Below are 22,948 nucleotides of genomic sequence, written 5' to 3' on the forward strand. Positions count from 1 at the left end.
AAGCCGCCTCATGGGTTGCACCCCCATGAGATGGCGGCTGATTTCGCCGGGCTATGACATGCTCTCCGAAAGGGAGTTCTCATGAGATTGCAGCTTGCACTGAACGTGTCCGACATTGACGAGGCGGTGAAGTTCTACTCCCGCCTGTTCGGTGTGGAGCCGGCCCGACGGCGGCCGGGGTACGCCAACTTCGCCCTCGACCAGCCGCCCCTCAAGCTGGTGCTGTTCGAGGCCGGCCACGGAGTGACCGACGAAGAGGGGTGCTGCAACGGTGCTGGCGGCACGATCAACCACCTCGGGGTGGAAGTCGAGAGCACTGAGGAAGTCTTAGACGCCGAACGCCGTCTAAGCGGGTCGGGCCTAGCCACCACCGGGGTTGACGACACCCAGTGCTGTTTCGCCGAGAAAACCGAAACCTGGGTCACCGACCCCGACGGCACCGCCTGGGAGTGGTACGTCCGCACCGGCGACAGCGAAGTCCTAGAGAACGTGGTGATCGCCACCCGCAGCTGAGTCTGTCGACCCTCTTGTAAGTCATCGAGAAAGATTGCCAGCTGATATCCACTTGATATCTGATCTAACTCAGATATCCTGGCTCCATGCAGGTCATCGAGCGCACTTTCACTGAGTTCCTCCGACAACCCAAAGAGGTAGTGGCCAACCTCGCCCAGTACGACGTAGTGCTGCGCCGCCGCAATGCCCCCGATCTCTTCCTCAGCCTCGCTGCCAGCGACCTCAGCCGGGCCAAGACCATCGAGTGTCTGGCCCGCCTTCTCTGCAAGATTTCCGCCGACTCCCCTGAGGCAATGGATGACGCCATCGAGGCCGCCTTCCCCTGGGTCGAATTCCTCTCCGCCGATGGACGTCGCGAATTTGCCGAGGATCTGACACGTACCATTCTGGCCTCAGCCAGCGTGCAGAGCTTCGAACGAGTCGAACTCCTCATCGACTCTTGGCAGAACACCGCCGAGATTCTCAGCGACCCCGAACTCACCGCCCTGCTCACCACCCCCATCACGGTGACTGACGGCCGTCGCGTCATTCCTCCCCCGCCCGTCGATTGACTGGCACACCAGGGAACAAGCCGGGGCCCTACACGAGGTTTTCTACGAAGCCTTCTAGTTGGCGGAGGTTCCGGACTTCGAAGACGCCGTCGCAGTGGACGCCGTATTCGGAGACGATGGAGTCGCCGGTGTCCCAGTAGGCGCCGGGCTCGGGGTTTAGCCAGAAGACTTTGCGGGCCCGGTGCTCGATCTCTTTGAGGATCCAGGCCTGGGAGGCGTGGTAGTTGTTGCGGGCGTCGCCCAGGATCATCACCGTGGTCTTGGGGCCGACGTCTTTCCCGTAGCGCTCCCAGAACACCTCGAAGGCGTGGCCGTAGTCGGAGTGGCCGTCTACCCACACCACATCGGCTTCGGCGTTCACCCGGTGGACGGCCTCGCCGATGTCGTCCACCCCCTCGAAGAAGCTGGTCACCTCGTCGAGGCCGTCTATGAACACGAATGAGCGGACCTTGGAGAACTGGTTGCTGATGGCGTACACCAGGTGCAGAGTGAATCGGGCGAAGGCGGCCACCGACCCGCTCACGTCGGCCACCACCATGATCTCGGGCTTGGCCGGGCGGGGATAGCGGAACTTGGGCTCGGCGGGCACACCGCCATAGGAGAGCGAGTGGCGCATGGTGTTGCGGAAGTCCAGCGGGCCTTTGCGGCCGTGGCGCCGCTTGCGGGCCAGCCGCACGGCCAGCTTGCGGGTGAGCGGGTAGATGGCCCGGCGCAGGGCCATCATCTCCTCCCGGCTGGCGTGCATGAAGTCCACATCTTCGGGCAGGGGTTTGCGGAGCGTCTTGGCCATGGCCTCCACTCCCCGGTCGGCCACCAGCCGGCGGCGGATCTCGGCCTCAACCTCCTTGCGGAGCTGGTCGACTCGGGCCTCGAACTCGTCACGCTCCAGCCGCTCCTCGAGCGGAGTGAGATCGCCGGGGGCGTCTTGGCGGGCCTGGTCCATCAGGCGCTCCAGCACGCCATCGAGATCGAGATTCCGCAGCGTGCGATACAGGTAGTAGGTGCCGCCCACCGGCCGACCAGGCTCCATGCCAGCGTAGCGCTGCACCGCTTGGCGGGCGATGGCCCGCATGAGGGCGTCGTCGCCCCGCATCAGCGCCTGAAAGAGCATCTCGGCCAGCTGCTCGGCCGACATGGCCTCGCCGCCTCCCCCGCCCTGGCGGCGCTGCTGGCCGTCCATGCCGTCGACGAAGTCGGACAGGTCCATGCCTTCGGGCCACTCGCCATCGATGAGGTCGTATTCGGCCCCCCGCAGCGAGAAGTACACCTCGAACACCGTCTCGAAGGCCCGCCAGTGGGCATGGTTCTTCACCAGGGTGGCGGCCAACGCGTACTTGAACGCATCCCGGTCTTCAATGGGGATGTGCTGGATGGCCTCCATGGCGTCCAGGTTCTCGGTGAGGCTGACCGGCAGCCCCGCGGCCCGCAGTTCGGAGATGAATCCGGCCAGAAGCGCCAGCAGCGGGGAGGTGGCGGGCTCGACCTTCACGACAGGCTCAACGCAGGGGCGTCGGGAGTTTGCCAGCGGAGCCTGTGACCTTGCGTCTGACCAGGAGGATCACGAGGATGCGACCGGGGCGGCAAACTCCTCGTCGGAGGAGGCGAACTCCTTGAGCGCCTTTTCGATGTCGCTGCGGTACTTGAGCAAGATGTTCACCGTCTCGGCCGCGGTGTCGGCGTCGATGTGCTCCACTCCCAGCAGCACCAGAGTGCGGGCCCAGTCCAGGGTCTCGGACACCGACGGGGCCTTCTTCAGCTCGATCTGGCGGACCGAGCGCACGATGCGGGCCACCTGGTCGGCCAGGCTCTCGCCCACGCCGGGCACCTTGGCCAGCACGATCTCCTTCTCCCGGTCGAGATCGGGATAGTCGATGTGCAGGAACAGGCATCGCCGCTTGAGGGCCTCCGACAGCTCCCGGGTGTTGTTGGAGGTGAGGAATACCAGCGGGATCTGGCTGGCAGCCACCGTGCCCAGCTCGGGGATGGACACCTGGTAGTCGGACAGGATCTCCAGCAGCAGCGCCTCGGTCTCGATCTCCACCCGGTCGACCTCGTCGATGAGCAGCACCACCGGCTCGGCGGCGCGGATGGCCTCCAACAGCGGTCGAGTGAGCAAAAACTCCTCAGAGAACAGGTCGTCCTCGATCTGCTGCCACATGCCCTCGCCCTCGGGATCCTCTCCCTGGCGCTCGGCCTGGATGCGCAGGAGCTGCTTTTTGTAGTTCCACTCGTACAGCGCCTTGGACTCGTCGAGGCCCTCGTAGCACTGGAGGCGGATGAGGCGGGCGTTTGTGGCTTCGGCCACGCTCTTGGCCAACTGGGTCTTGCCCGTGCCGGCCGGACCCTCTACTAGTACCGGCTTTTGCAGCCGCTCGGCCAGATAGACCACGCCGGCGATGCCCTCATCAGCCAGATACTGCACATCGCTCAGGCCTTTGCGCACTGAGTCGACGTCAGCGAAGGAGAAACTCATGGCTGAAGGCTACGTCTCGCTCGTTCTAGCCCCGAAATCAGTAAGGGCCTAGCCCCGTATTTGGCCCTCGCCCCGGACCACATACTTGGTGGTGGTGAGCTGGCGCAGCCCCATCGGGCCCCGAGCGTGCAGCTTCTGGGTGCTGATGCCGATCTCCGCGCCGAAGCCGAACTCTTCGCCGTCCACAAACCGGGTGGAGGCGTTGACCAGCACCGCGGCGGCGTCCACCTCGGTGCAGAACCGGTCAGCAGCCTCTAGATCGGCGGTGATGATGGCCTCGCTGTGACCGCTGCCGGTGTCGTTCACATGGGCGATGGCCTCATCCAGGCTGTCCACCACCTTCACCGACAGCTTCAGGTCCAAGAACTCGGTGAAGTAATCGGCCTCGGTGGCCTCGCCGATGCGATCCGGCCCCAAGATGGCCCGGGCGGCCTCGTCGCCTACCAGCTCGACAGCGGCCAGGTCGTCGGCCAGCGGGGGCAGCAGCTCGGCGGCCACCGACTGGTGTACCACCAGGGACTCGGCCGCGTTGCACACCGAGGGGCGCTGGGTCTTGGCGTTGACCACGATGCGACGAGCCATGTCCAAGTCGGCCGAGGCGTCCACGTACACGTGGCAGTTGCCGTCGCCGTCGATCACATAGGGCACGGTGGCGTTTTCCAGAATGGAGGCGATCAGCCCGGGACCGCCTCGGGGGATGAGGCAATCGATGCTGTCCCGCAGCTGCATGAACTCGGCCGCCGCGGAATGGCTGGTATCGCTCACCAGTACCAGGGCATCGCTGGGCAAACCGGCCTTCTCGTACGCGTCCCGCATCACCCCGGCGATGGCCAGGTTGGAGCCCAGCGCGCTGGACGATCCCCGCAAGAAGGCGGCATTGCCCGACTTGAGGCACAGGCCAGCGGCATCGCTGGTCACGTTGGGGCGGCTCTCATACACGATGGCCACCACGCCCAGCGGCACTCGCACCTGGCTGATCCGCAGGCCGGAGGGCACCACCCAGCCGCCCACGATCTCCCCCACCGGGTCGGCGAGGCCGGCGACCTTGCGCAAACCGCCGGCCATTCCCTCCAACCGGGAGTCTGTCAGCCGAAGCCGGTCCACCAGCGTGGCGCTCATCCCCGACGCGGTGGCCGCCTCCACGTCGGCCTGGTTTGCCTCCAACAGATCGTCTCGGGCCTGCTCCAGCTGGTCGGCGGCCAACAGCAGGGCGTGGTTTTTGGTCTCGGTATCGGCAGTGGCCAAAACCCGGGCTGCGGCCTTGGCCCGGTCGGCCAACTCGGCCATGGGTATATCGGCGCTCACGGCGCGAGCGTACCCGACTGCACTCGTTGCTCCGGTAGCGTGTTTTGGCATTCCACCGGTTGAACAACGACTCAACGGCCCGAACAACGCCCCGCGGTCTGGCAGCAAAGGGGCGATCCAGAGGCAAGACGATGGCTGACACACCAACCTCCGAGCGCCCCAGCGGCAAGGGAGCGAGGCCCGAACCGCCTGGTGCCCAGAGGACCGACGCCCCGCGCCCCAGCGGCAGGGGAGCGATCCTGGTGGGCGCAGGGATTTTCTTGTCCCGCGTTTCGGGCATCGGCCGGGAGGTGGCGGTGGCCGCGTTCATCGGCGCGGGCCGCATCGGCGATGCCTACCGGGCCGCTTTGACCATTCCCCGCCTGCTGCAAAACCTGCTGGGCGAGGGGGTGCTGTCGGCATCCTTCATCCCCATCTACTCGCAGTTGGTGGAGCAGGGGCGGCGCAAGGACGCGGGGCGTCTGGCCGGAGCAGTATTCGGGCTGTTGGCGGTGGTCACCGGGCTATTGGTGCTGGCCGGGTGGATGTTGGCCGAGCCGGTGGTGTCGCTGTTGTTGTGGCGGCTGTCCGACGACACCGCTGATCTAACCGTCGAACTGGTACGGGTGATGTTCGCCGGGATCGGGTTCATCGTGCTGGCCGCGTGGACTCTGGGGGTGCTGAGCGCCCACCGCCGGTTCTTCTTGTCCTTTGCCGCCCCGGTGATCTGGAACGCCGCCCAGGTGGCGTTCATGGTGGGGGCTTGGCTGGTGTGGCACGACGTGGACCCCTCCACCCGGGCCTCCGACGTGGCCAAGATGGCGGCTTGGGGGGTCGTGGTGGGCGGCGCCCTCCAATTCTTGGTGCAGGTACCGCTGGTGCTGCGCCTCGTCCCGTCGCTTCGGCTCAGCCTGAACTGGCGGCGCCCGGATGTGCGCACGGTGCTCAACCGGTTCGGGCCGGCGTTCATCGGCCGGGGAGTGGTTCAGGTGTCGGCCTACGTGGACTTGATCCTGGCCGGACTGCTCGCCGGCGGGGCCATCGCCGCTTTGGGGTTCGCCCAGGTTATCTATTTCCTGCCCATCAGCCTGTTCGCCATGAGCGTGGCGGCCAGCGACCTGCCGGAGATGGCCCGGGAGCAAGGCGACCCCGAAGCACTGGTGCGGCGGCTCCAAGCCGGCCTCGACCGAATCGGGTTCTACGTTCTGTACTCGGCGGTAGCGTTCATCACCCTGGGCGGCTTGATCGTGGGCGCGCTGCTGGAGCGGGGGCAATTCAACGGCGACCAGACCGTACAGGTGTGGTGGATCTTGGCGGCTTATTCCTTGGGGCTGGTGGCCTCGGCGTCATCTCGCCTGCTTCAGAACGCCTGCTTCGCGGCAGGCGATGCCAAAGGCCCGGCCCGGGTGGCGGTAGTGCGGGTGGTGCTGGCCGCCGGGGTCGGGATTCTGCTCATGTTCAGCTTCGACTCCTATGGGGTGGTCAACGGCAGCGTGGAGCGGCTGGGCGACTTCCAGGTGCTGTCACCGCTGTCGGACGCCGAGCGGGCCGAGGGCGCGGTGCGGCTGGGAGCGGTGGGCCTGGCCCTGGGCAGCACGGTGGCAGCCTGGGTGGAGTACGGCATCCTGCGCCATCGGATCCGCTATCTGCTTCGCCGCCGCCAGCCGGTGCGGGGTCCGATGAGACGCCTGGCGGTTGCCGCTCTGTCGGCCGCGGTGCTGGGCGGAGTGCTGGCCTGGGGCTTTGAGCCCCTGCCGCTGCTGGTGGCCGCGCCGGTGGCTTTGCTGGTAACCGGAGGGGTGTATGTGATCCTCGGGCGGGGCTCCGGGGTGGCCGCGGCTGAGGAAGCCGCCACCCTGATGGAGCAGGCCATGGCCCGGATCAGGGCTGCATTTGTCAGGCGGTGACCAGGGCCGATCAGGGCAGCACGGTCAAAGAGTCGCGGTGGATGACCTCGTCTGGCGCTCCAGCGGGCATCTCGTCGGAGCGCAGGCCGACCACCGAGTCCATGTCGTCGGATGAGACCTCCATCAACCCGCGGGCGAACACCTCATCGTCCGGCCCCCGGATATCTACCGCATCACCCTGCTGGAACACGCCTTCAAAGCCGGTAATGCCGATGGCCAGGAGCGAGGCTCCCCGCTCCACCATGGCTCGGCGGGCGCCGGCATCCACCCGCACGGTGCCGGAGGGCACCATGGCGAATCCGATCCACAGCTTGCGGGCGCTCAACCGCTGGGGCTGGGCTGCCACCGTCGTTCCGGCCCCCGGCGCGCCAGCCAGGGCCTCGGCCACTATCTGGTCGCGTTCGGCGGCTCCGATCACAGTCCGGACCCCCGACAAGCTGGCGATACGGGCCGCGGCCAGCTTTGAGGCCATGCCCCCGCTGCCCCGGTCGGTGCCGGCCCCGCCGGCGGCGGCGGCCAGTTCTTCGAGCAGGCTCAGGTCGGTGATCTCCTCGATGATCTGAGCGTCGGCGTCGGAGCGGGGATCGGCGGTGTGGACCCCCTCAGTGTCGGTCAGCAGCACAAGGAGCCCAGCGCCCACCATGTGAGCCACCAGGGCCGAAATGCGGTCGTTGTCCCCCCAGCGGATGGCGTCATCGGCCACTGCGTCGTTCTCGTTCACAATGGGAACGACGCCCAGCTTCAACAGCCGGTTGAGCGTGCGCTGGGCGTGCAGGTATTGAGGGCGCTCTAAGAAATCCCGAGGGGCCAACAGCACTTGGCCGCAGATCAGGCCATAGCCGGCCAGGCTCTCCTGGTACAGGGCCATCAACCTGCTCTGGCCCACCGCGGAGAGCGCTTGCAAGGTGACCGAGTCGCGGGGACGGCCCTGGTCGAAGCCAAGCACGGGCAGCCCAGCGCCGATCGCCCCGGAGCTGACCACCACGGCCTGATGGCCATCGGCCACCGCGGCGGCCACCTCGCTGCTCAGCTTGGCTATCGCCTCGGCTCTGATGGTGCCATCGGCCTCGGTGATCGACGACGTCCCGATCTTGACTACCACGATCACGGCGACGCCTCCTCGCTGAAGTACTCATCGTCGTCGTAGTACTCGAACTCGAAAGCGCCAATCCGGGCGGTGTCGCCCGACTTGATGCCGGCCCGGGCCAGAGCCCGATCCACCCCCAGCCTCTCCAGTCGGCGACGGGCGAAGTCCCAGGCACCAGGGGCATCCAGATCGGACAAGGCCATGGTGCGCTCGGCAGCCCGGCCCACCACCACAAAGGCGCCGTCATCGGCCCGCTCCACTCTGATTCCCTCGGGCACCGGCCGGTGGATCACAACATCGTCAGAGCGCTTGGCGCGCAAACCCAGGCTTTCCTGAGCCCGGGCCTCGCGAACCGCGTCGGCCATCGCCCTGATCAACTCGGGGAGGCCAGCACCGGTCACCGCGGAAACAAGCAAGGCCCCCGGTGGAGGATCCAAATGGCCGACATCGGCTTTCGACCCCACCAGCACCCTGGGCCGCTCCAGCAGCTCGGGCCGGTAGGCACCCAGTTCCCCCAGCAATACCCGCTGCTGCTCGGAAGGCGAGACCTCCTCCACCGAGGCCAGATCAACCATCACCACCATGACCCGGGCCCGCTCGGTGTGGCGCAAGAAACGGTGACCAAGGCCGCGCCCGTCGCTCGCCCCGGCGATGAGGCCGGGGATGTCGGCCACCACCATCTCGAAGTCGTCGCCAGTGCTGTCGCCAGTACGCACCACGCCCAGATTGGGCTCCAGAGTGGTGAACGGGTAGTCGGCGATCTTGGGGCGGGCCGCGGAGATCCGGGAGATCAGCGTGCTCTTGCCCGCATTGGGGAATCCGATCAACGCCACGTCGGCCAGCAGCTTCAGCTCCAGCCTGAGCCAGCGCTGCTCCCCCGCCTCGCCCTGCTCCGCGAACGCCGGGGCGCGGTTCTGATGGGTGGAGAACCGCGTGTTGCCCTGGCCGCCCTGGCCGCCCGCGGCCGCCAGCCAGCGGATTCCGTCGGCCGCAAGGTCGGCCAGCGGCTCCCCATCTTGGGACTTGACCGTGGTTCCCACTGGAACCCGGACGATAGCGTCCTCGCCCGATGCGCCGTGGCGACGCTTGCCCTGGCCGTGGCGACCGCTGTCGGCCCGGCGATGGGGGTGGTCTTTGAACGCGATCAGCGAGGCCACATTGTGGTCGGCCACCAGCCAGACGCTGCCGCCGTCGCCGCCGTCGCCGCCGTCGGGACCCCCCTTGGCCACGTGGGCCTCACGGCGAAACGACACACATCCCGCGCCGCCGTCGCCACCCCGCACATTCAGGCCGCACTCGTCAACGAACTGGGACATTGCCTGTCTTTCCGCAACCGCCTGAGTCAAGCGGCCGACAGCCGCAAGGAGGGCGATCAGCCGGGAATGACGTCGACGAGCTTGCGGCGCCGCCGACGGCCGAACTTGACCCGCCCGTCAGCAGTGGCAAACAGGGTGTCATCGCGGCCGCGCTGAACGTTCTCGCCGGGATGGATGCGGGTGCCCCGCTGGCGAACGATGATCGAGCCGGCGGTCACCTCCGTGCCGTCGAACACCTTTACCCCGAGGCGCTTGGGGTTGGAGTCGCGGCCGTTCCGGGTTGAGCCGCCGCCTTTTGTCTTGGACATCGTTCGCTCCTCTACGCCTTGATCGCCGTGATCTGAATGCGGGACTTGCGCTGGCGATGGCCCCACCGCCGACGCTGGTTGCTCTTGTTCTTGTAAGTGAAACCGTTGATCTTGCGGTCTTTTACCGAGTCCACCACTGTGGCGGTGACCTTGGCCTTGCCGAGCTGATCGGGGGCGGCGGTCACCGAGTCGCCGTCCACCAACAACAGCGGGATCAGCTCGACTTCAGCGCCGGGTTCGCCCAGCAGCTCCACATCGAGGATCTGGCCCTCTTCAACCTTGTACTGCTTTCCGCCGGTGCGGATGACGGCATACACCTGTTCAAGGCTACCTGTCTCGACGGGTTCTTACTAGCTGTCGGTCGAGCTCCAGGCCCCGCCCCTCGCAAGTGGGGCAGACCGAAGAGCATGACTCCAGCAGGCCCTCGCCAATGCGCTTTCGGGTCATCTCCACCAAGCCCAATTCGGAGATGTCCAGCACCTGGGTACGGGTCTTGTCCCAAGCCAGCGACTCCCGGAAAACCTTCATGAGCTCTTCGCGGTTGCCCCGCTTCTCCATGTCAACGAAGTCGATCACGATGATCCCGCCGATGTCGCGCAACCGGAGCTGCCGGGGAATCTCCTGAGCCGCCTCCAGGTTGTTGCGGAACACGGTCTCCTCCAAGTTGGAGTCGCCGACGTTCTTGCCGGTGTTCACGTCGATGACGGTGAGCGCTTCGGTGCTCTCGATGATCAGCGATCCGCCGCCCGGGAGCCAAACCTTCTTGTCCAGAGCCTTGACGAATTGCTCATGTACGTGATGGCGCTCCAACAAGTTGAGATGCTCGCTCTCGGCGTCGTAGTACTCGAGCCGCTCCACCAGTTCGGGGGCCACGCTGGATACGTAGTCGTGTACCTCGTCGAACAGGCGGCGGTCGTCGATGTGGACCGACCGGAAGTCCTGATTGAACTCCTCCCGGATGACCCGAACCGCCATCTCTGGCTCCCGGTAGAGCAGCCCGGGCACCTTCGCCTTCTTGGTCAGGGCCTCGATCTCCTCCCATTGCGACACCAGCCGCTTCACGTCTCGCTCCAGTTCCTCAGCGGTGATCTTCTCGGCGGCAGTGCGCACGATGATCCCGTGCTCCTCCGGCTTGCACCGGTCGAGCACCTTTCGCAGCCGCTTGCGCTCCTTGTCGGGAAGCCGCTTGGAGATGCCGTAGGTTTTGGAATTGGGCACCAGCACCACGAACCGACCGGGCAGCGACACCTCCTGGGTCAGCCGGGCCCCCTTGTGGGCGATGGGGTTCTTGGTGACCTGGCACATGATGGTCTGGCGGGCCTCCAAGAGGTTCTCGATTCGGGGCGAACCGTTCGAGGTCTCCACATCGTCGGGGTCGAACACCACATCGCCCCGGTACAACACCGCATTCTTGGGAGTGCCGATGTCCACGAAGGCGGCCTCCATGCCGGGCAGCACGTTTTGGACCCGTCCCAGATAGATGTTGCCGTGGATCTCTCCGACGTCGTCGGCCGGACGAGAGACGTAGTGCTCAATCAGCGCCCGGCCCTCTAACACTGCGATCTGAGTGACTTCCGGGCGGACTTGGACCAGCATCATGTAGCGGCCCACCGGTCGGCCCTTGCGGCGGCGGCCCCGACGGCGCTCCAGGGTCTTCTCGTCGAGCTCTACCGGACCGTCCGACACTCGGTGCTCCACCGGCTGCACTGGACGGCTGCCTCCTCCGCGGCCCCGCCCGCCTCGACGGCGACGGCGCTTGCGACCCGATCCGGAACCGCCTCCGCCCGAGCCCGAGCCCCCGCCTGAACCCGATCCATTCCCGCTCGGCGCGGGTCGGGAATCGCCAATCTTGGGACGGCTGTCAGAAGGCGGTGGAGCGGGGCGGGTATCGCCGATCTTTGGCTTACCGCCAGAAGAAGCAGACGCGGGGCGAGTATCGCCGATCTTTGGGCGACTTTCGGTCATCTTTGTAGTCCTTTCTCATTGCACACCAACCGGGGTGTGCTGAGCAGGGGCTGCGCCGACCATTAGCGGCTCTAGGCGGGCGCCATCCTGCTCAATCCATTGACGAGTGCGCTGAATCAGCACCGGGCGGTACTGCGGTTCAAAAACAGTCAATAGCTCCGACGGTCGAGCTGCTCGCGGCTGGGTGCCCAGAGTGGCCAAAAGGCGAACCCCCCGACTCGTCGATTCACCGACCTCCAAAGCCCGTATCTGAGGGGCGAGGTCGTCGGTGATCTGCTGTCCCTTGCGTTCTCGCGTAATCACTATCGTAGCCGCACCGCGCACCCGATCTACCCATTCGGCGAGATCGTCGGCGGTCACGTCGATCAGCTCGATGTCCCAATCGCAGATGGTCACCGCTTGCTGCAACGACATCGCGCCGGGCAATAGCACCGATCCCCCAGTGGCGGCGATCCCGTCGGGCAACACGCTGACCAGGGCATCCAGCACGTCTGGCACCGCGACATCGGCGCACTTGAAGTCGACGTCCAGATACTCGTCCTCCGACTCATAGCCGGTGGCCAACGCCAATCCGAAGTGCAGCTTGGCCCGGGGCGAGAACCCCTCGGTCTGAGCCACCGGCAGCCCAGTTCGCCTCAGTGAGCGCTCCCAGATCCTGGCCACATCCCGATGGCTGGTGAACCGGATACGCCCGGCTTTGCTGTACCGCAGCCGAATCCGAGTGCGCGGTGCTTGATTCGGATTCACGATGTGGTCCTCTCACCAACGCCGGAAAGCTGCACCTCCACCGCCCGTGGGGGCTGGTAGCCAGTAGGAACTTGACCGGTCCCCTGGCTGCCCCCGGCCGGCGGCACCGCAGAGGCCACAATGTGCTCGATGCTGTAGCCGGTGCAGGCCCCGCAGTCATAGCACGGGGTCCACCGGCAGTCCTCCAAGCCCACTTCGTTGAGGGCATCCCGCCAGTCCTGCCACAAGAAGTCCTTGTGCAAACCCGCCGACAGGTGATCCCAGGGCAGAACCTCGTCCTCGGTGCGGTGTCGATGCACATACCAGTCCACCGACAGGCCGTGTCGGTCCATGGCCTGCGTCCAGCGGTCGTAGTCGAAGTGCTCAGACCACTCCTGGAACGTGCCCCCCTGTCGCCACACCTCCTCGATAACCCGCCCGATGCGGCGGTCGCCGCGGCTGGCGATGCCCTCCACAAGGCTGGCCTTGGGATCGTGCCACTTCATCTGCACACCCCGGTTCCGCTTGATGTCGTCGCGCAGCAAGAAGACCTTGCGTTGGAGCTCGTCCACCGTGTTCTGGCCGAACCACTGGAAGGGAGTGAACGGCTTGGGCACGAACCCGCCCAGCGACACCGTCACCGAGGGGTTCTTGGTGTGGGCCCGGCCCAACTCAACGCAGTTGCGGGCCAGCTCTCCGATGGCCAGGGTGTCCACGTCGGTCTCGGTGGGAAGCCCGGTGAGGAAGTAGAGCTTCATGCGCCGCCACCCCTGGGAGAAGGCCGATTCCACCGCTCCGTAGAGGTCCCGCTCGTCGATGAGCTTGTTGATCACCTGGCGCATCCGCCACGACCCGGCCTCGGGAGCGAAGGTCAGGCCGGTGCGCCGGGCCCGCTGGATCTGGGCAGCCAGCCCCACGGTGAAGGCGTCCACCCGCAGGCTGGGCAGCGACACCGACACCTCACCGGCGCCGCAGTCCATGGTGGCGGACACCACCTCGGTGATCCCGCTGAAATCGGCGGTGGACAGCGAGGTGAGCGCCACCTCGTCATAGCCGGAGCGGGCCAGTCCGTCGGCCACCATGGTGCGGACCTGCTCGGCGGGCCGCTCCCGCACCGGACGGGTGATCATCCCCGCCTGGCAGAACCGGCATCCCCGGGTGCAGCCTCGGAACACCTCCACGTTGAGCCGATCGTGAACCACCTCGGTGAGCGGCACCAGTTGCCGCTTGGGGTAGGGCCAGGCGGCCAGATCGGCCACGGTGCGCTTCTCCACCACCGCGGGCACATCGGCGAACCGAGGGGTGATCGAAACCAGTGCGGGGCCGTCGTAGACCACGTCGTAGAGCGACGGCACGTATACGCCCTCCACCGCGGCCAAAGCTCGCAGCACCGATTGGCGAGACCTCTTGCCCGCCCGCTTCCAGTCGCTGACCGCGGCGTTGATCTCTGTGACCACTTCCTCGCCATCGCCCAGCACGAAGAAGTCGACGAAATCGGCCAGTGGCTCGGGGTTGTAGGTGCAGTGCCCGCCCGCGCCGATCAGCAGGTCGCCATCGGCCCGCTGATCGGCCCGCACCGGGGCCCCGGCCAGGTCGATGCAGTTGAGCAGGTTGGTGTACACCAGTTCGGCCGACAGGTTGAACGCCAGCACGTCGAATTCCCCGGCCCGGCGATGGGTGTCCACCGAGAACAGCGGCAGGCCCGCCGCCCGCATCTCGGCCTCCATGTCCACCCAGGGGGCGTAGGCCCGCTCAGCCACCGCGTCGTCCCGTTCGTTGAGGATCTCGTAGAGAATCTGGAGACCTTGATTGGGCAGTCCTATCTCATAGGTGTCGGGATAGGCCAGAAGCCAGGCCACCTTGGACGGATGGTGCTCCGGTTCCACCATGCCGCCTTCCCCGCCGATGTAGCGCGCCGGCTTCGACACCTCGGGCAGCACTAGCTCCAATTCAGACCAAAGGGACATCAGTACCAATCTACCGCCGGCCCTCGGCCGGCCAGAACCAGTTCAGACGAATCGCCGCATGGCCACCGGGCCGGATCACCTTAGGTAAACCGCCGCATGCGGACGTTGAGCACCAAGCCGAGACCAATGAGGGTGGCAATGGCCGAAGAACCCCCGTAAGACACCAAGGGCAGCGGAATTCCGGTGATGGGGGTGATGCCCAGGGTCATGCCCACCGCCTCAAACATCTGGAACAGGATCATGGCGAAGACCCCCGAGCAGATGAGCGCGCCGAACCGGTCTTTGGCCAACCGGGCGGCCTGGAGTATCCGCAGCAGCAGGATGGCATAGAGCCCCAAGGTGGTGGCCGAGCCGACAAACCCGAACTCCTCGCCGATTACGGTGAATATGAAGTCGGTGTGCTGCTGGGGCACCAATCCGCTGAGCGTCTGGGAGCCCTCGCCGTAGCCCTTGCCGCTCACCCCGCCGTTGCCGATGGCGATCTGGGCCTGGCGCTGCTGGAAGCCGGCTTCGGTGATGCCGGTGGTGGGATCGACGAAGGTTCGGAGCCGGTTGGTCTGATATTCCTCCAGCATGTTGGAGTTGACCATCAGGGCCACCACCGTGACGGTGATCAGGGCGATGCCGAGCACTTGGCGAAAGCGGATGCCGCCGATGAGCAGCAACACAAACCCGATGAACACGTAGATGAGCGCGGTACCCACGTCGGGCTGGAGCAGAACCAAAAGGCCGGGCCAAGCCACGATGCCCGCGGCAAAGAACACCCGGGGCGCGGTCATGTGATCCTCGTATCGAGACAAGAAGGCCGCCACCGCCACGATCAAGGCGAGCTTCTGGAACTCGGAGGGCTGTAGCTGGAAGTCACCGAACCGGTACCACGATCGAGCGCCGTTAACCTCCTCGCCCAGGGGGCTCAACACCACGATCAGAGCCAAGAGCCCTGCCCCATAGATGGCCATGGCGAATTTGGACAGCTCCTGATACGGGAACCACGCCGCGAACACCATGAACAACGCGCCAGCCACCGCGAACAGCGTCTGGCGCTCCAAGAAGAAGGAGTCGAAGTTCTCCGGGTCGCGGCCCCGGGTGGTGCTGTAGATGGCCGCGATCCCGATGGCGGCCAGGCCAGCCGCGGCCAGTACCAGCAGCACATCGATGTGCATCCACGGTGCGTATGGGCCGCTCCGGGGGTTCATCTCCCGCTCCCGCAGGCGGCGCTCCTCCAAGGAGATAACTGCCATCAGGCCGCGCCCCCTGATTCAGCAGGGTCAACTTCATCTTCGGCCTCGTCTTCACCGATCGTTCCGCCCAGCTCGGCGAGATCGTCGATGGTACGCACCGCCGGAACCGAGTTGGTGGCGATTGGCTCCAGAACCCGGCGAACGGCGGGGGCAGCCACCGATGCCCCGAATCCCGACTCCTCCATGATTGCCACCACCACATACTCGGGATTCGGATTGGGGCCAAAGGCCACAAACAGCGAGTTGTCCGCTTGGCCTACTACCTCGGCCGTGCCCGTCTTTCCCGCCACCGGCCACTCCTCATGGGGGAAGCCATAGAAAGCCGAATGGGCGGTGCCTTCCAGCTCTGCGGTAACCCCGAGTAGCCCTTCGAGGATCGGCACTCGGATGGTGCCCGGCAGATATATCTGGCTGAGCACCCGATCGGCAAACGCCTGGATCACCTCTCCGGTAACCGGATTCTCCACCCTGTCCACCATCTTGGGGGCATACAGCGTGCCGCCGTTGGCGAACGCGGCGTAGCCGTTGGCCAGCTGCAACGGGGTGGCCCCCAGCACGCCCTGACCGATGGCCAAAACAATGGAATCGCCGGTTCGCCAAGGCTCTCCTGCGGCCTCGGCCGCCGACGGGGAGGGCACCCTGCCCACGCCTTCGCCGGGCAGCGCGATGCCCGACGGCGCTCCGAACCCGAATAGCTGGGCGGTTCTCTGGATTCCCTCCCGGTCAAAGCGGTCGGCCCGGTCCATGGTGTCGGCCAAGTAGTAGAAGTACACGTCGGATGACACGATGATGGCCCGGATCAGATCAACCGGCCCGTAGATGGCCTCTTCGGCGTTTTGGAAGGTGCACGAGGCGATCACGTCCTCCTCGCAAGACGGCACCACATACGTGCCGGTGTCCTCGTAGAGGGTGCGAACGTCCAGCACTCCCCGCGAACCGATCACCCCGCTGTTCATCGCGGCATAGGCGGTGAAGAGCTTGAATGTAGACCCCGGTGGATAGATGCCGGCCAAGGCCCGGTTGTGCAGCGGTTGGTGGTTGGCCGGATCTTGGAGTTGAGCCCACCGGGACTCGGAGAAGCCGCTCACGAACTCGCTGGGCGAGTACGTGGGAAATGACGCCATGGCCAAGACCTCGGCACCGTTGGGGTCCAACACCACCAAGGCGCCGCCGGGGGCCTTGAACGGAGGATCATTCGGGTCATCGGTCTCCTGCTGACGAGCTTCGGCGAGGCCGGCCAAGAGCTCCTTCTCGGCCAGCGCCTGAACGTCGATGTCCAAAGTGAGGTGGACGTCGGCCCCGGCAACGGGATCCACCTGCTCCAACACCTGCACCGGATCGCCCACGTTGTCCACTTCCAGCCTCTTGAAGCCGGGCGTGCCCCGGAGTACCGACTCGAAGGACGCCTCGATTCCGGTCTGGCCAATCTCGTCATTGCGCCGATAGGTCTTGGGATCATCGGCAACCAACTCGTATTGCTCCTCGCTGAGCAAGGAGACATAGCCGAGAATGTGAGCGGCCAGGTCGCCGTACGGGTAAGTGCGGACGCTGCGGACAACGGTGCCCACGCCGGGGAACTCGTCGGCCCGCTCAGCCAGAACGATCTCGAAGTTCTCGGTAACGTCGTCGGCCACCGGCACGGAGTCGAGAGGGCCATATCGGGGATCGTCGAGCGCGTCGTTGATTTCGAATACCTTGGTGAGCCGCCCGGCTCGGCTGATTTCGGTGGCCAGGCGCAGGACCAGCTCTTCTTGCCCCTCCTCGTTGAATTCGGTGTCGTAAGTGAACCGGTCCACGGTCACTACCAGCGACTCCCGGTTGTCCACCAGCACGTTGCCGTTGCGGTCGAAGACGCGCCCCCGGGGAGCGGGTTCATAGATCACCCGTTCGGTGTTGGATTGGGCCTGGACCTCAAACTCCTCAGAACTCAACACCTGAAGGAACCACAGGCGGGCCACCAGCGCACCGAAGGCCAGCAGGGCCAACAAGGCCAGGAAGCTCAACCGCAAGCGAAGAGACTCGGGGCTCATCGCTCTTCACCTAGCAGCCTGGGCCACGACCAGTGCCACAGGCCCAGCAATGGCAAGCTCAGCACCAAGTTGTAGGCCGCAGCCACGCCCATAACCGTGTAGAGGCGGTCGGTGTATAGATTGACCTCGCCCAGCAGCTCCCCGAGCACGGCGTAAACCAACAGCCCGCCCGCGGTGGCCGCCGCGGTGACCAGAACGTTGATCCACCAGGCGCTGCGGAAGATCCGCTCCTCCAACAGGCCCACTGTGTAGCCCCAGACGGTGTAGATGAGCGCAGACAGCCCGAACAACGTGGGGAGATAGAGATCGATGCCCAACCCGATGGCGAATCCGGCGATCGCACCCCGCTCTGGTCCGCCGACCAGTCCGGCGGTGACTGCTATGGCCAGAGGCACCTCGGGAGCAACCCCCAGCACCCGGAGATCGGAGAACAGCGCCAAATGGAGCACCAGCGCGGTCAACAGGAACAGCGCACTGCGCAGATAGGCGGATGTCAGGCTCATCAGCCCGCCCTCAACCCGCTGCGAACGTACGCGCCGGCTGTGGTCATCAGCCATCCTCCAGCGGGTCGTAGAGCAGCACGGTGACGAAGCTCAGGCTGTCGGTGTTGGCCGAAGGCGCCACGGTGAGGAGCTGGAGCAGGCGTGCTTCGTCGAAGTCGATATCGGTAACGGTGCCGATGGGAATTCCCGGGGGATAGCGGCTGCGATCCACCCCGCTGGTGACCACCTCATCCCCAACGGCCACCTCGGTATCGATTTCCAGACCCTTCGTCACCATCAGAGGCTCGCCGTGACCGCCCCCCGAGGCCAGGGCCACATCTTCGGTGCCCACTACCAGCACCCCAACCTCGAAGCTGGGATCGGTGAGCAGCGTGACCCGGGAATGCCCTCGGCCCGGATCGCCGTCGATCCTCCCGATCAGACCACCCCTGGTAACCACCGGCATCCCGTTGCGGATCCCGTCTTCGGCACCGCGGTTGATCTGTACCGAGTACCGATCGAAGTTCCCCACGTTGGCGGTGACCACCTCGCCCACCACGTTGGGGATGTCTTGCACGTAGGGCAGGCCCAGCACATCGAGTAGCGACTCCAGGCGGATGGCTGCGTCGGAGTCCAAGATCTGCTGGCCCTCCAGCTTTTGCAGCTCTTGGCGCAGCGCCTCGTTTTCGGATTCCAACTCGTCGTAGCCGGTGACTCCGGCCCAGGCATCGCCCACCGGTTCGAACACCCGATCGGCTCCCGACCGCAGCGGCGAGATCAGATCGGAGAGGGTTTCCTCGGTTCGCTGGAGGGGCTCAAAATCACGGGCATCCAGGGTGATCAGCGTCGCGGAGGTGAGCAGCAGGAAGATGAGCGTGAATCGCGACCGCCCTGTGCGGGTGCCCGTTGCCACGGGGCCGAACCGAGCGATCAGTCGTACGACGACGAGAAGAGGAGCCCCTCAAGCGCGTCGAACTCCTCCAGCGATTGACCAGAGCCAATGGCAACTGCGTGGAGGGGGTTGGGCGCCAACCGGACGGGCATTCCCGTCTCTTCCTCGATCCGAGGGGGCAGGCCGTTCAGCAGGGCCCCGCCGCCAGCCAGAACAATCCCCGCCTCCATGATGTCGGCGGCCAACTCGGGCGGAGTCTCATCCAGAGTTACTTTGACTGCATCGACGATGGAGCGCACCACCTCGGAGATGGCCTCGCGGATCTCAGCGGTGGAGGTCACCACCGTCTTGGGCAGGCCGGTGATCATGTCTTGGCCTCGGACCTCGGCATAGCGGTTGTCGCTACCCGCCCACGCCGTGCCCAACACCATCTTCACTTCTTCGGCCGTGCGGCTGCCGATAGTGAGGCTGTACTCCTTCTTCAGGTAGGCAATGATGTCCTCGTCCATCCGATCGCCGCCCATGCGGATCGACTGACCGGTGACCACCCCGCCCAGCGAGATCATGGCCACCTCGGTGGTACCGCCGCCGATGTCCACGATCATGCTGCCCGAGGCCTCCTGAACCGGCAGACCGGCACCGATGGCCGCGGCCATAGGCTCTTCGATGATGTAGACCGGCTTCTTCGCTCCGGCGGAGATCGCCGCCTCCTGCACGGCCCGTTGCTCCACGGGAGTGATGCCGGAGGGAACGCAGATCACCATTCGAGGTCGGATGAACCTCCCTGGAGACACTCTCTGGATGAAGTACCGCAGCATCTTCTCGCAAATGTCGAAATTGGCGATAACCCCGTCTTTGAGCGGGCGGATGGCCTGGATGTGAGCCGGAGTGCGCCCCAGCATCCGCTTGGCCTCTGAGCCCACTGCCAGAGGCACGCCCTCGTTGGTGACCGCCACCACCGAGGGCTCGTTGATCAGGATGCCCTCGCCGCGGACATACACCAGCGTGTTGGCGGTGCCCAGGTCGATTGCGACATCGCGGCCAACCAGACCGCTACTGGAAGAGAACCGCCGCTTCACCATGGGGCAAGGTTAGAACAGCCGATCCCGGTTCGCACACCGGCGTGAGTCGCAGGTCGGGAGGGAATTCGCACACCGGCAAACGCACGGGCGCGTCTCACAGTTCGGGGAAGAAGATGGCGATCTCGCGCTCGGCCGAGGCATTGCTGTCGGAGCCGTGGACCAGGTTCTCGGTGACCTCCAGCCCATAGTCGCCCCGGATGGTGCCGGGGGGAGATTCCAGGGGGTTGGTGGCCCCCATCATGGAGCGGACGACGGCATAGACATCCTCAGGCCCCTCGATCACCAGAGCCACCGACGGTGAGCGGCCAATGAATGCCACCAAGTCGGGATAGAACGGACGGTCCACGTGCTCGGCGTAATGGCGGGCAGCCAGATCGGAGTCGATAGTGACCATGCGCATGGCCGCGATCCGCAACCCCCGGGACTCGAAACGGGACACGATGGCACCCACCAGACCACGCTCCACCGCATCGGGTTTGCACAAAACCAGCGTCCGATTCACCGCCAGAACCCTACCGATCTCAACCCGCCATTCAACACCGCCAGAACCCTACTGACCTTGTGATGCCATGTGAAGACGGGCCGCACCCGCCGTGTAGAGAGAGCCGGTGACTACCACCGCGTCTTCCTCGGTGGACAGGGCCAGCGCCCGGTCCACCGCCTCGCTCACAGTGCCGGCCACCTCGGCTTCGATCCCTCGATTTCGGACCGCGGCGGCCAGACCGGCAGCGGGCAGGGCCCTCGGCCAATCAGGAGCGCAGCACACCACCAGATCGCAGCGGGAACCGGAGGCGCCGATGGCCGCCAGCATGGCATCGGGGTCCTTGTCGCTCATCATGCCCACCACCCACGTGACTGCGCCCAACACCGTGAACTGGTCAGCCAGCGTGTCCGCCGCCGCCGCCAGACCGTCGGGATTGTGGGCCCCGTCGATCACCACCAAGGGCTGGCGGGCCACCACCTCGAACCGGGCTGGCACCCTCACATCGCCCAAGGCGTCCAAGAGCGGCTCATCCAGCGCCTGACCCACCAGGGCTTCGAACCCGGCGATAGCCAGCGCCGAGTTCTGCCCTTGGTGGGCGCCGAACAAACTGACGTAAACCTGCTCGTAGCGGCTATGGGAGGTGCGCACCGAGACCAGTCGCCCGCCCACCGCCGGCTCATTCTCCAGCAACTCGAATTGCTGGCCGGCCGCCAGCAATTCTCCGGGGTTCTCCTGGGCGGCAATTGCCACCAACTCGGGGGCCATGGGCCCCAGCACCGCGGTGGCGCCAGGATTGATGATGCCTGCCTTCTCTCCCATCACCTCCCGCTCCCAGCCGGGGCGGCCGTCGGTGTGGTCGCGGCCGATGTTGGTGATCACCACCACCTCGCTGTTCACCACATTGGTGGCGTCGTAGCGGCCCAGCTTCCCCACCTCCACCACAGCCAAGTCCACGGCCACGTCGGCGAACCAGCGCAGGGCCGCCGAGGTGACCAGCTCAAACCACGATGGGGCTGCGCCCGCTGGCTCTGCCGCCAGATGGTTCTCCACCAGCCGCAAGTGCCCGAGAAGTTCGGCCAACTCGGAATCGCCGATGGGTTCGCCGCCCACGGCCATGCGCTCGTTGATGCGCTCGACATGGGGGCTGGTGTAAGTCCCGACGGTCATCCCCCACGCCCCGGCCAGCGCGGCGATGAGCGCGGCTACCGAGCCCTTCCCGTTGGTACCGGTTATGTGGACTGCCGGGTAGTCGGCTTGGGGGTCTCCCAGCGCCTCGAGCAGTTGGCGCATTGGGGCCAGCGAAAGGCCGTCGGTATCGCCAGCCGTAGCTTCCAGATTGACGTGGCTGTCCAGCCACGCCTGGAGGTCAGCTAGCTTGGCGCCGGGACCGGTCGGTTGAACGGGCCTTGGCCGCATTGAGCAGCTGGGGGGTTTCTTCGCCGCGGACGGTTGCCGCGCTGACCACACACTGAACCACGTCGTCGCGGCTGGGCAGCTCGTACATCACGTCGAGCAGCACCTCTTCCAAGATCGCCCGCAGCCCCCGGGCCCCGGTATTGCGGCTGAGGGCCAACTCGGCCACCTCGGCCAGCGCATCGTCGCTGATCACCAGCTCTACGTTCTCGAACTCGAAGAACTTGCAATACTGCTTCACCAGAGCGTTCTTGGGCTCCACCAGGATTCGCACCAGCATGTCCCGCTCCAGATGCGAGACCACCCCGACCACCGGCAGGCGGCCGATGAACTCGGGGATGAGGCCGAACTTGATCAGATCCTCGGGCTGGACTTGGTTGAAGAGCTGACCATGGTCTCGCTCGGCATCAGAGCGGATCTCGGCCCCGAAGCCTACACCGACATTTCCCACCCGGTTTTCGATGATCTGTTCTAAACCAGCAAACGCGCCGCCGACGATGAACAGCACGTTGGTGGTGTCGATCTGGATGAACTCCTGATGGGGATGCTTGCGCCCACCCTGGGGCGGCACCGATGCAGTGGTGCCCTCCAGAATCTTCAGCAAGGCCTGCTGGACGCCCTCGCCGGAGACGTCCCGGGTGATCGACGGGTTCTCACTCTTGCGGGAGATCTTGTCGATCTCATCGATGTAGATGATGCCGGTCTCCGCCTTCTTGACGTCGTAGTCCGCAGCCTGAATCAGCTTGAGCAGGATGTTCTCCACGTCCTCGCCCACATACCCGGCTTCGGTCAGCGCGGTGGCATCCGCGATGGCGAACGGCACGTTCAGCATCCGGGCCAGGGTCTGAGCCATCAGCGTCTTGCCGCATCCCGTGGGTCCGAGCAGCAAGATGTTCGACTTGGACAGCTCCACCTCCGGGTCGGAAGAGCCCATCTGGACCCGCTTGTAGTGGTTGTACACCGCCACCGACAAGATCCGCTTGGCGTGCTCTTGGCCGATGATGTAGTCGTTCAAGAAGGAGTAGATCTCCTGGGGTTTGGGCAACTCCTTGAATCCGACGTCGGTGCCTTCGGCCAACTCCTCCTCGATGATCTCGTTGCAGAGGTCGATGCACTCGTCGCAGATGTAGACGCCGGGGCCGGCAATCATCTTCTTGACCTGCTTCTGGGTCTTACCGCAGAAGCTGCACTTCAAAAGTTCGCCGCCCTCTCCGAACTTAGCCACGG

The 22,948-nt window shown here is 65.6% G+C and carries 21 protein-coding genes; 3 read left to right on the forward strand and 18 right to left on the reverse strand.

Translation table 11 applies throughout. From position 1 onward, the window contains the following. Positions 1–81: 81 nt before the first annotated feature. Together ACOQPI_RS16170 and ACOQPI_RS16175 are read left to right on the forward strand one after the other, a co-directional pair. Positions 82–513, forward strand: coding sequence for an ArsI/CadI family heavy metal resistance metalloenzyme (locus ACOQPI_RS16170; protein ID WP_420620644.1), 432 nt, complete (start codon positions 82–84; stop codon positions 511–513). An 86-nt stretch (positions 514–599) separates the two neighbouring features. Beyond that, complete coding sequence (locus tag ACOQPI_RS16175; RefSeq protein ID WP_420620645.1) at positions 600–1,064, forward strand: hypothetical protein; 465 nt, start codon at positions 600–602, stop codon at positions 1,062–1,064. A 28-nt stretch (positions 1,065–1,092) separates the two neighbouring features. Here the strand turns inward: ACOQPI_RS16175 and ACOQPI_RS16180 are convergent, their stop codons facing one another. The 3 genes from ACOQPI_RS16180 to ACOQPI_RS16190 form a co-directional block, all read right to left on the reverse strand. After that, positions 1,093–2,553 (reverse strand): VWA domain-containing protein, encoded by a 1,461-nt coding sequence (locus tag ACOQPI_RS16180; protein ID WP_420620646.1) that lies wholly within the window; start codon positions 2,551–2,553, stop codon positions 1,093–1,095. 69 nt (positions 2,554–2,622) lie between these two features. After that, entirely contained in the window at positions 2,623–3,537 is a 915-nt protein-coding gene (locus tag ACOQPI_RS16185) for an AAA family ATPase (RefSeq protein WP_420620647.1), read from the reverse strand. A 48-nt stretch (positions 3,538–3,585) separates the two neighbouring features. Next, positions 3,586–4,842 (reverse strand): glutamate-5-semialdehyde dehydrogenase, encoded by a 1,257-nt coding sequence (locus ACOQPI_RS16190; protein WP_420620648.1) that lies wholly within the window; start codon positions 4,840–4,842, stop codon positions 3,586–3,588. A gap of 131 nt (positions 4,843–4,973) precedes the next feature. On the opposite strand from ACOQPI_RS16190, the gene murJ reads away from it, so the two are divergent. Then, a complete protein-coding gene (gene murJ / locus ACOQPI_RS16195; RefSeq protein ID WP_420620649.1) occupies positions 4,974–6,728 on the forward strand; it encodes a murein biosynthesis integral membrane protein MurJ in 1,755 nt (584 codons plus the stop codon). A gap of 10 nt (positions 6,729–6,738) precedes the next feature. Here murJ and proB read toward each other — a convergent pair whose 3' ends face one another. From proB to clpX, 15 genes are all read right to left on the reverse strand, one after another. Next, a complete protein-coding gene (gene proB / locus ACOQPI_RS16200; RefSeq protein WP_420620650.1) occupies positions 6,739–7,836 on the reverse strand; it encodes a glutamate 5-kinase in 1,098 nt (365 codons plus the stop codon). Next, positions 7,833–9,131, reverse strand: coding sequence for a GTPase ObgE (gene obgE, locus ACOQPI_RS16205; RefSeq protein ID WP_420620651.1), 1,299 nt, complete (start codon positions 9,129–9,131; stop codon positions 7,833–7,835). Before obgE ends, proB begins: the two co-directional genes overlap by 4 nt. A 56-nt stretch (positions 9,132–9,187) precedes the next feature. Further along, positions 9,188–9,439, reverse strand: coding sequence for a 50S ribosomal protein L27 (rpmA, locus tag ACOQPI_RS16210; RefSeq protein ID WP_420620652.1), 252 nt, complete (start codon positions 9,437–9,439; stop codon positions 9,188–9,190). 11 nt (positions 9,440–9,450) lie between these two features. Then, complete coding sequence (gene rplU, locus ACOQPI_RS16215) at positions 9,451–9,756, reverse strand: 50S ribosomal protein L21 (protein WP_420620653.1); 306 nt, start codon at positions 9,754–9,756, stop codon at positions 9,451–9,453. Between the two features lie 10 nt (positions 9,757–9,766). Then, positions 9,767–11,146: an Rne/Rng family ribonuclease gene (locus ACOQPI_RS16220; RefSeq protein WP_420620654.1), complete on the reverse strand. Its 1,380-nt coding sequence runs from the start codon at positions 11,144–11,146 to the stop codon at positions 9,767–9,769. A 273-nt stretch (positions 11,147–11,419) separates the two neighbouring features. Further along, the gene (locus ACOQPI_RS16225; RefSeq protein WP_420620655.1) at positions 11,420–12,151 is read right to left on the reverse strand and encodes a TIGR03936 family radical SAM-associated protein; all 732 of its coding nucleotides are present in this window, start codon (positions 12,149–12,151) and stop codon (positions 11,420–11,422) included. After that, a complete protein-coding gene (locus tag ACOQPI_RS16230; protein ID WP_420620656.1) occupies positions 12,148–14,097 on the reverse strand; it encodes a TIGR03960 family B12-binding radical SAM protein in 1,950 nt (649 codons plus the stop codon). The genes ACOQPI_RS16225 and ACOQPI_RS16230 overlap by 4 nt, the downstream gene beginning before the upstream one ends. A gap of 80 nt (positions 14,098–14,177) precedes the next feature. After that, entirely contained in the window at positions 14,178–15,338 is a 1,161-nt protein-coding gene (gene rodA / locus ACOQPI_RS16235) for a rod shape-determining protein RodA (RefSeq protein ID WP_420620657.1), read from the reverse strand. Continuing rightward, positions 15,338–17,368: a penicillin-binding protein 2 gene (gene mrdA / locus ACOQPI_RS16240; RefSeq protein ID WP_420620658.1), complete on the reverse strand. Its 2,031-nt coding sequence runs from the start codon at positions 17,366–17,368 to the stop codon at positions 15,338–15,340. Before mrdA ends, rodA begins: the two co-directional genes overlap by 1 nt. Next, complete coding sequence (gene mreD / locus ACOQPI_RS16245; protein WP_420620659.1) at positions 17,365–17,871, reverse strand: rod shape-determining protein MreD; 507 nt, start codon at positions 17,869–17,871, stop codon at positions 17,365–17,367. Before mreD ends, mrdA begins: the two co-directional genes overlap by 4 nt. A gap of 46 nt (positions 17,872–17,917) precedes the next feature. Beyond that, positions 17,918–18,763, reverse strand: coding sequence for a rod shape-determining protein MreC (mreC, locus tag ACOQPI_RS16250; protein WP_420620660.1), 846 nt, complete (start codon positions 18,761–18,763; stop codon positions 17,918–17,920). Positions 18,764–18,780: 17 nt separating this feature from the next. Further along, a complete protein-coding gene (locus ACOQPI_RS16255; RefSeq protein ID WP_420620661.1) occupies positions 18,781–19,824 on the reverse strand; it encodes a rod shape-determining protein in 1,044 nt (347 codons plus the stop codon). Between the two features lie 94 nt (positions 19,825–19,918). After that, on the reverse strand, positions 19,919–20,326 hold the full coding sequence (gene ndk, locus ACOQPI_RS16260) for a nucleoside-diphosphate kinase (protein WP_420620662.1): 408 nt from the start codon (positions 20,324–20,326) through the stop codon (positions 19,919–19,921). A gap of 48 nt (positions 20,327–20,374) precedes the next feature. Further along, complete coding sequence (locus tag ACOQPI_RS16265) at positions 20,375–21,598, reverse strand: bifunctional folylpolyglutamate synthase/dihydrofolate synthase (protein ID WP_420620663.1); 1,224 nt, start codon at positions 21,596–21,598, stop codon at positions 20,375–20,377. A 76-nt stretch (positions 21,599–21,674) separates the two neighbouring features. Continuing rightward, complete coding sequence (clpX, locus tag ACOQPI_RS16270) at positions 21,675–22,946, reverse strand: ATP-dependent Clp protease ATP-binding subunit ClpX (RefSeq protein WP_420620664.1); 1,272 nt, start codon at positions 22,944–22,946, stop codon at positions 21,675–21,677. Positions 22,947–22,948 lie beyond the last annotated feature (2 nt).

The organism is Candidatus Poriferisocius sp. (assembly GCF_965219815.1).
Taxonomy (GTDB): domain Bacteria; phylum Actinomycetota; class Acidimicrobiia; order Acidimicrobiales; family Bin134; genus Poriferisocius.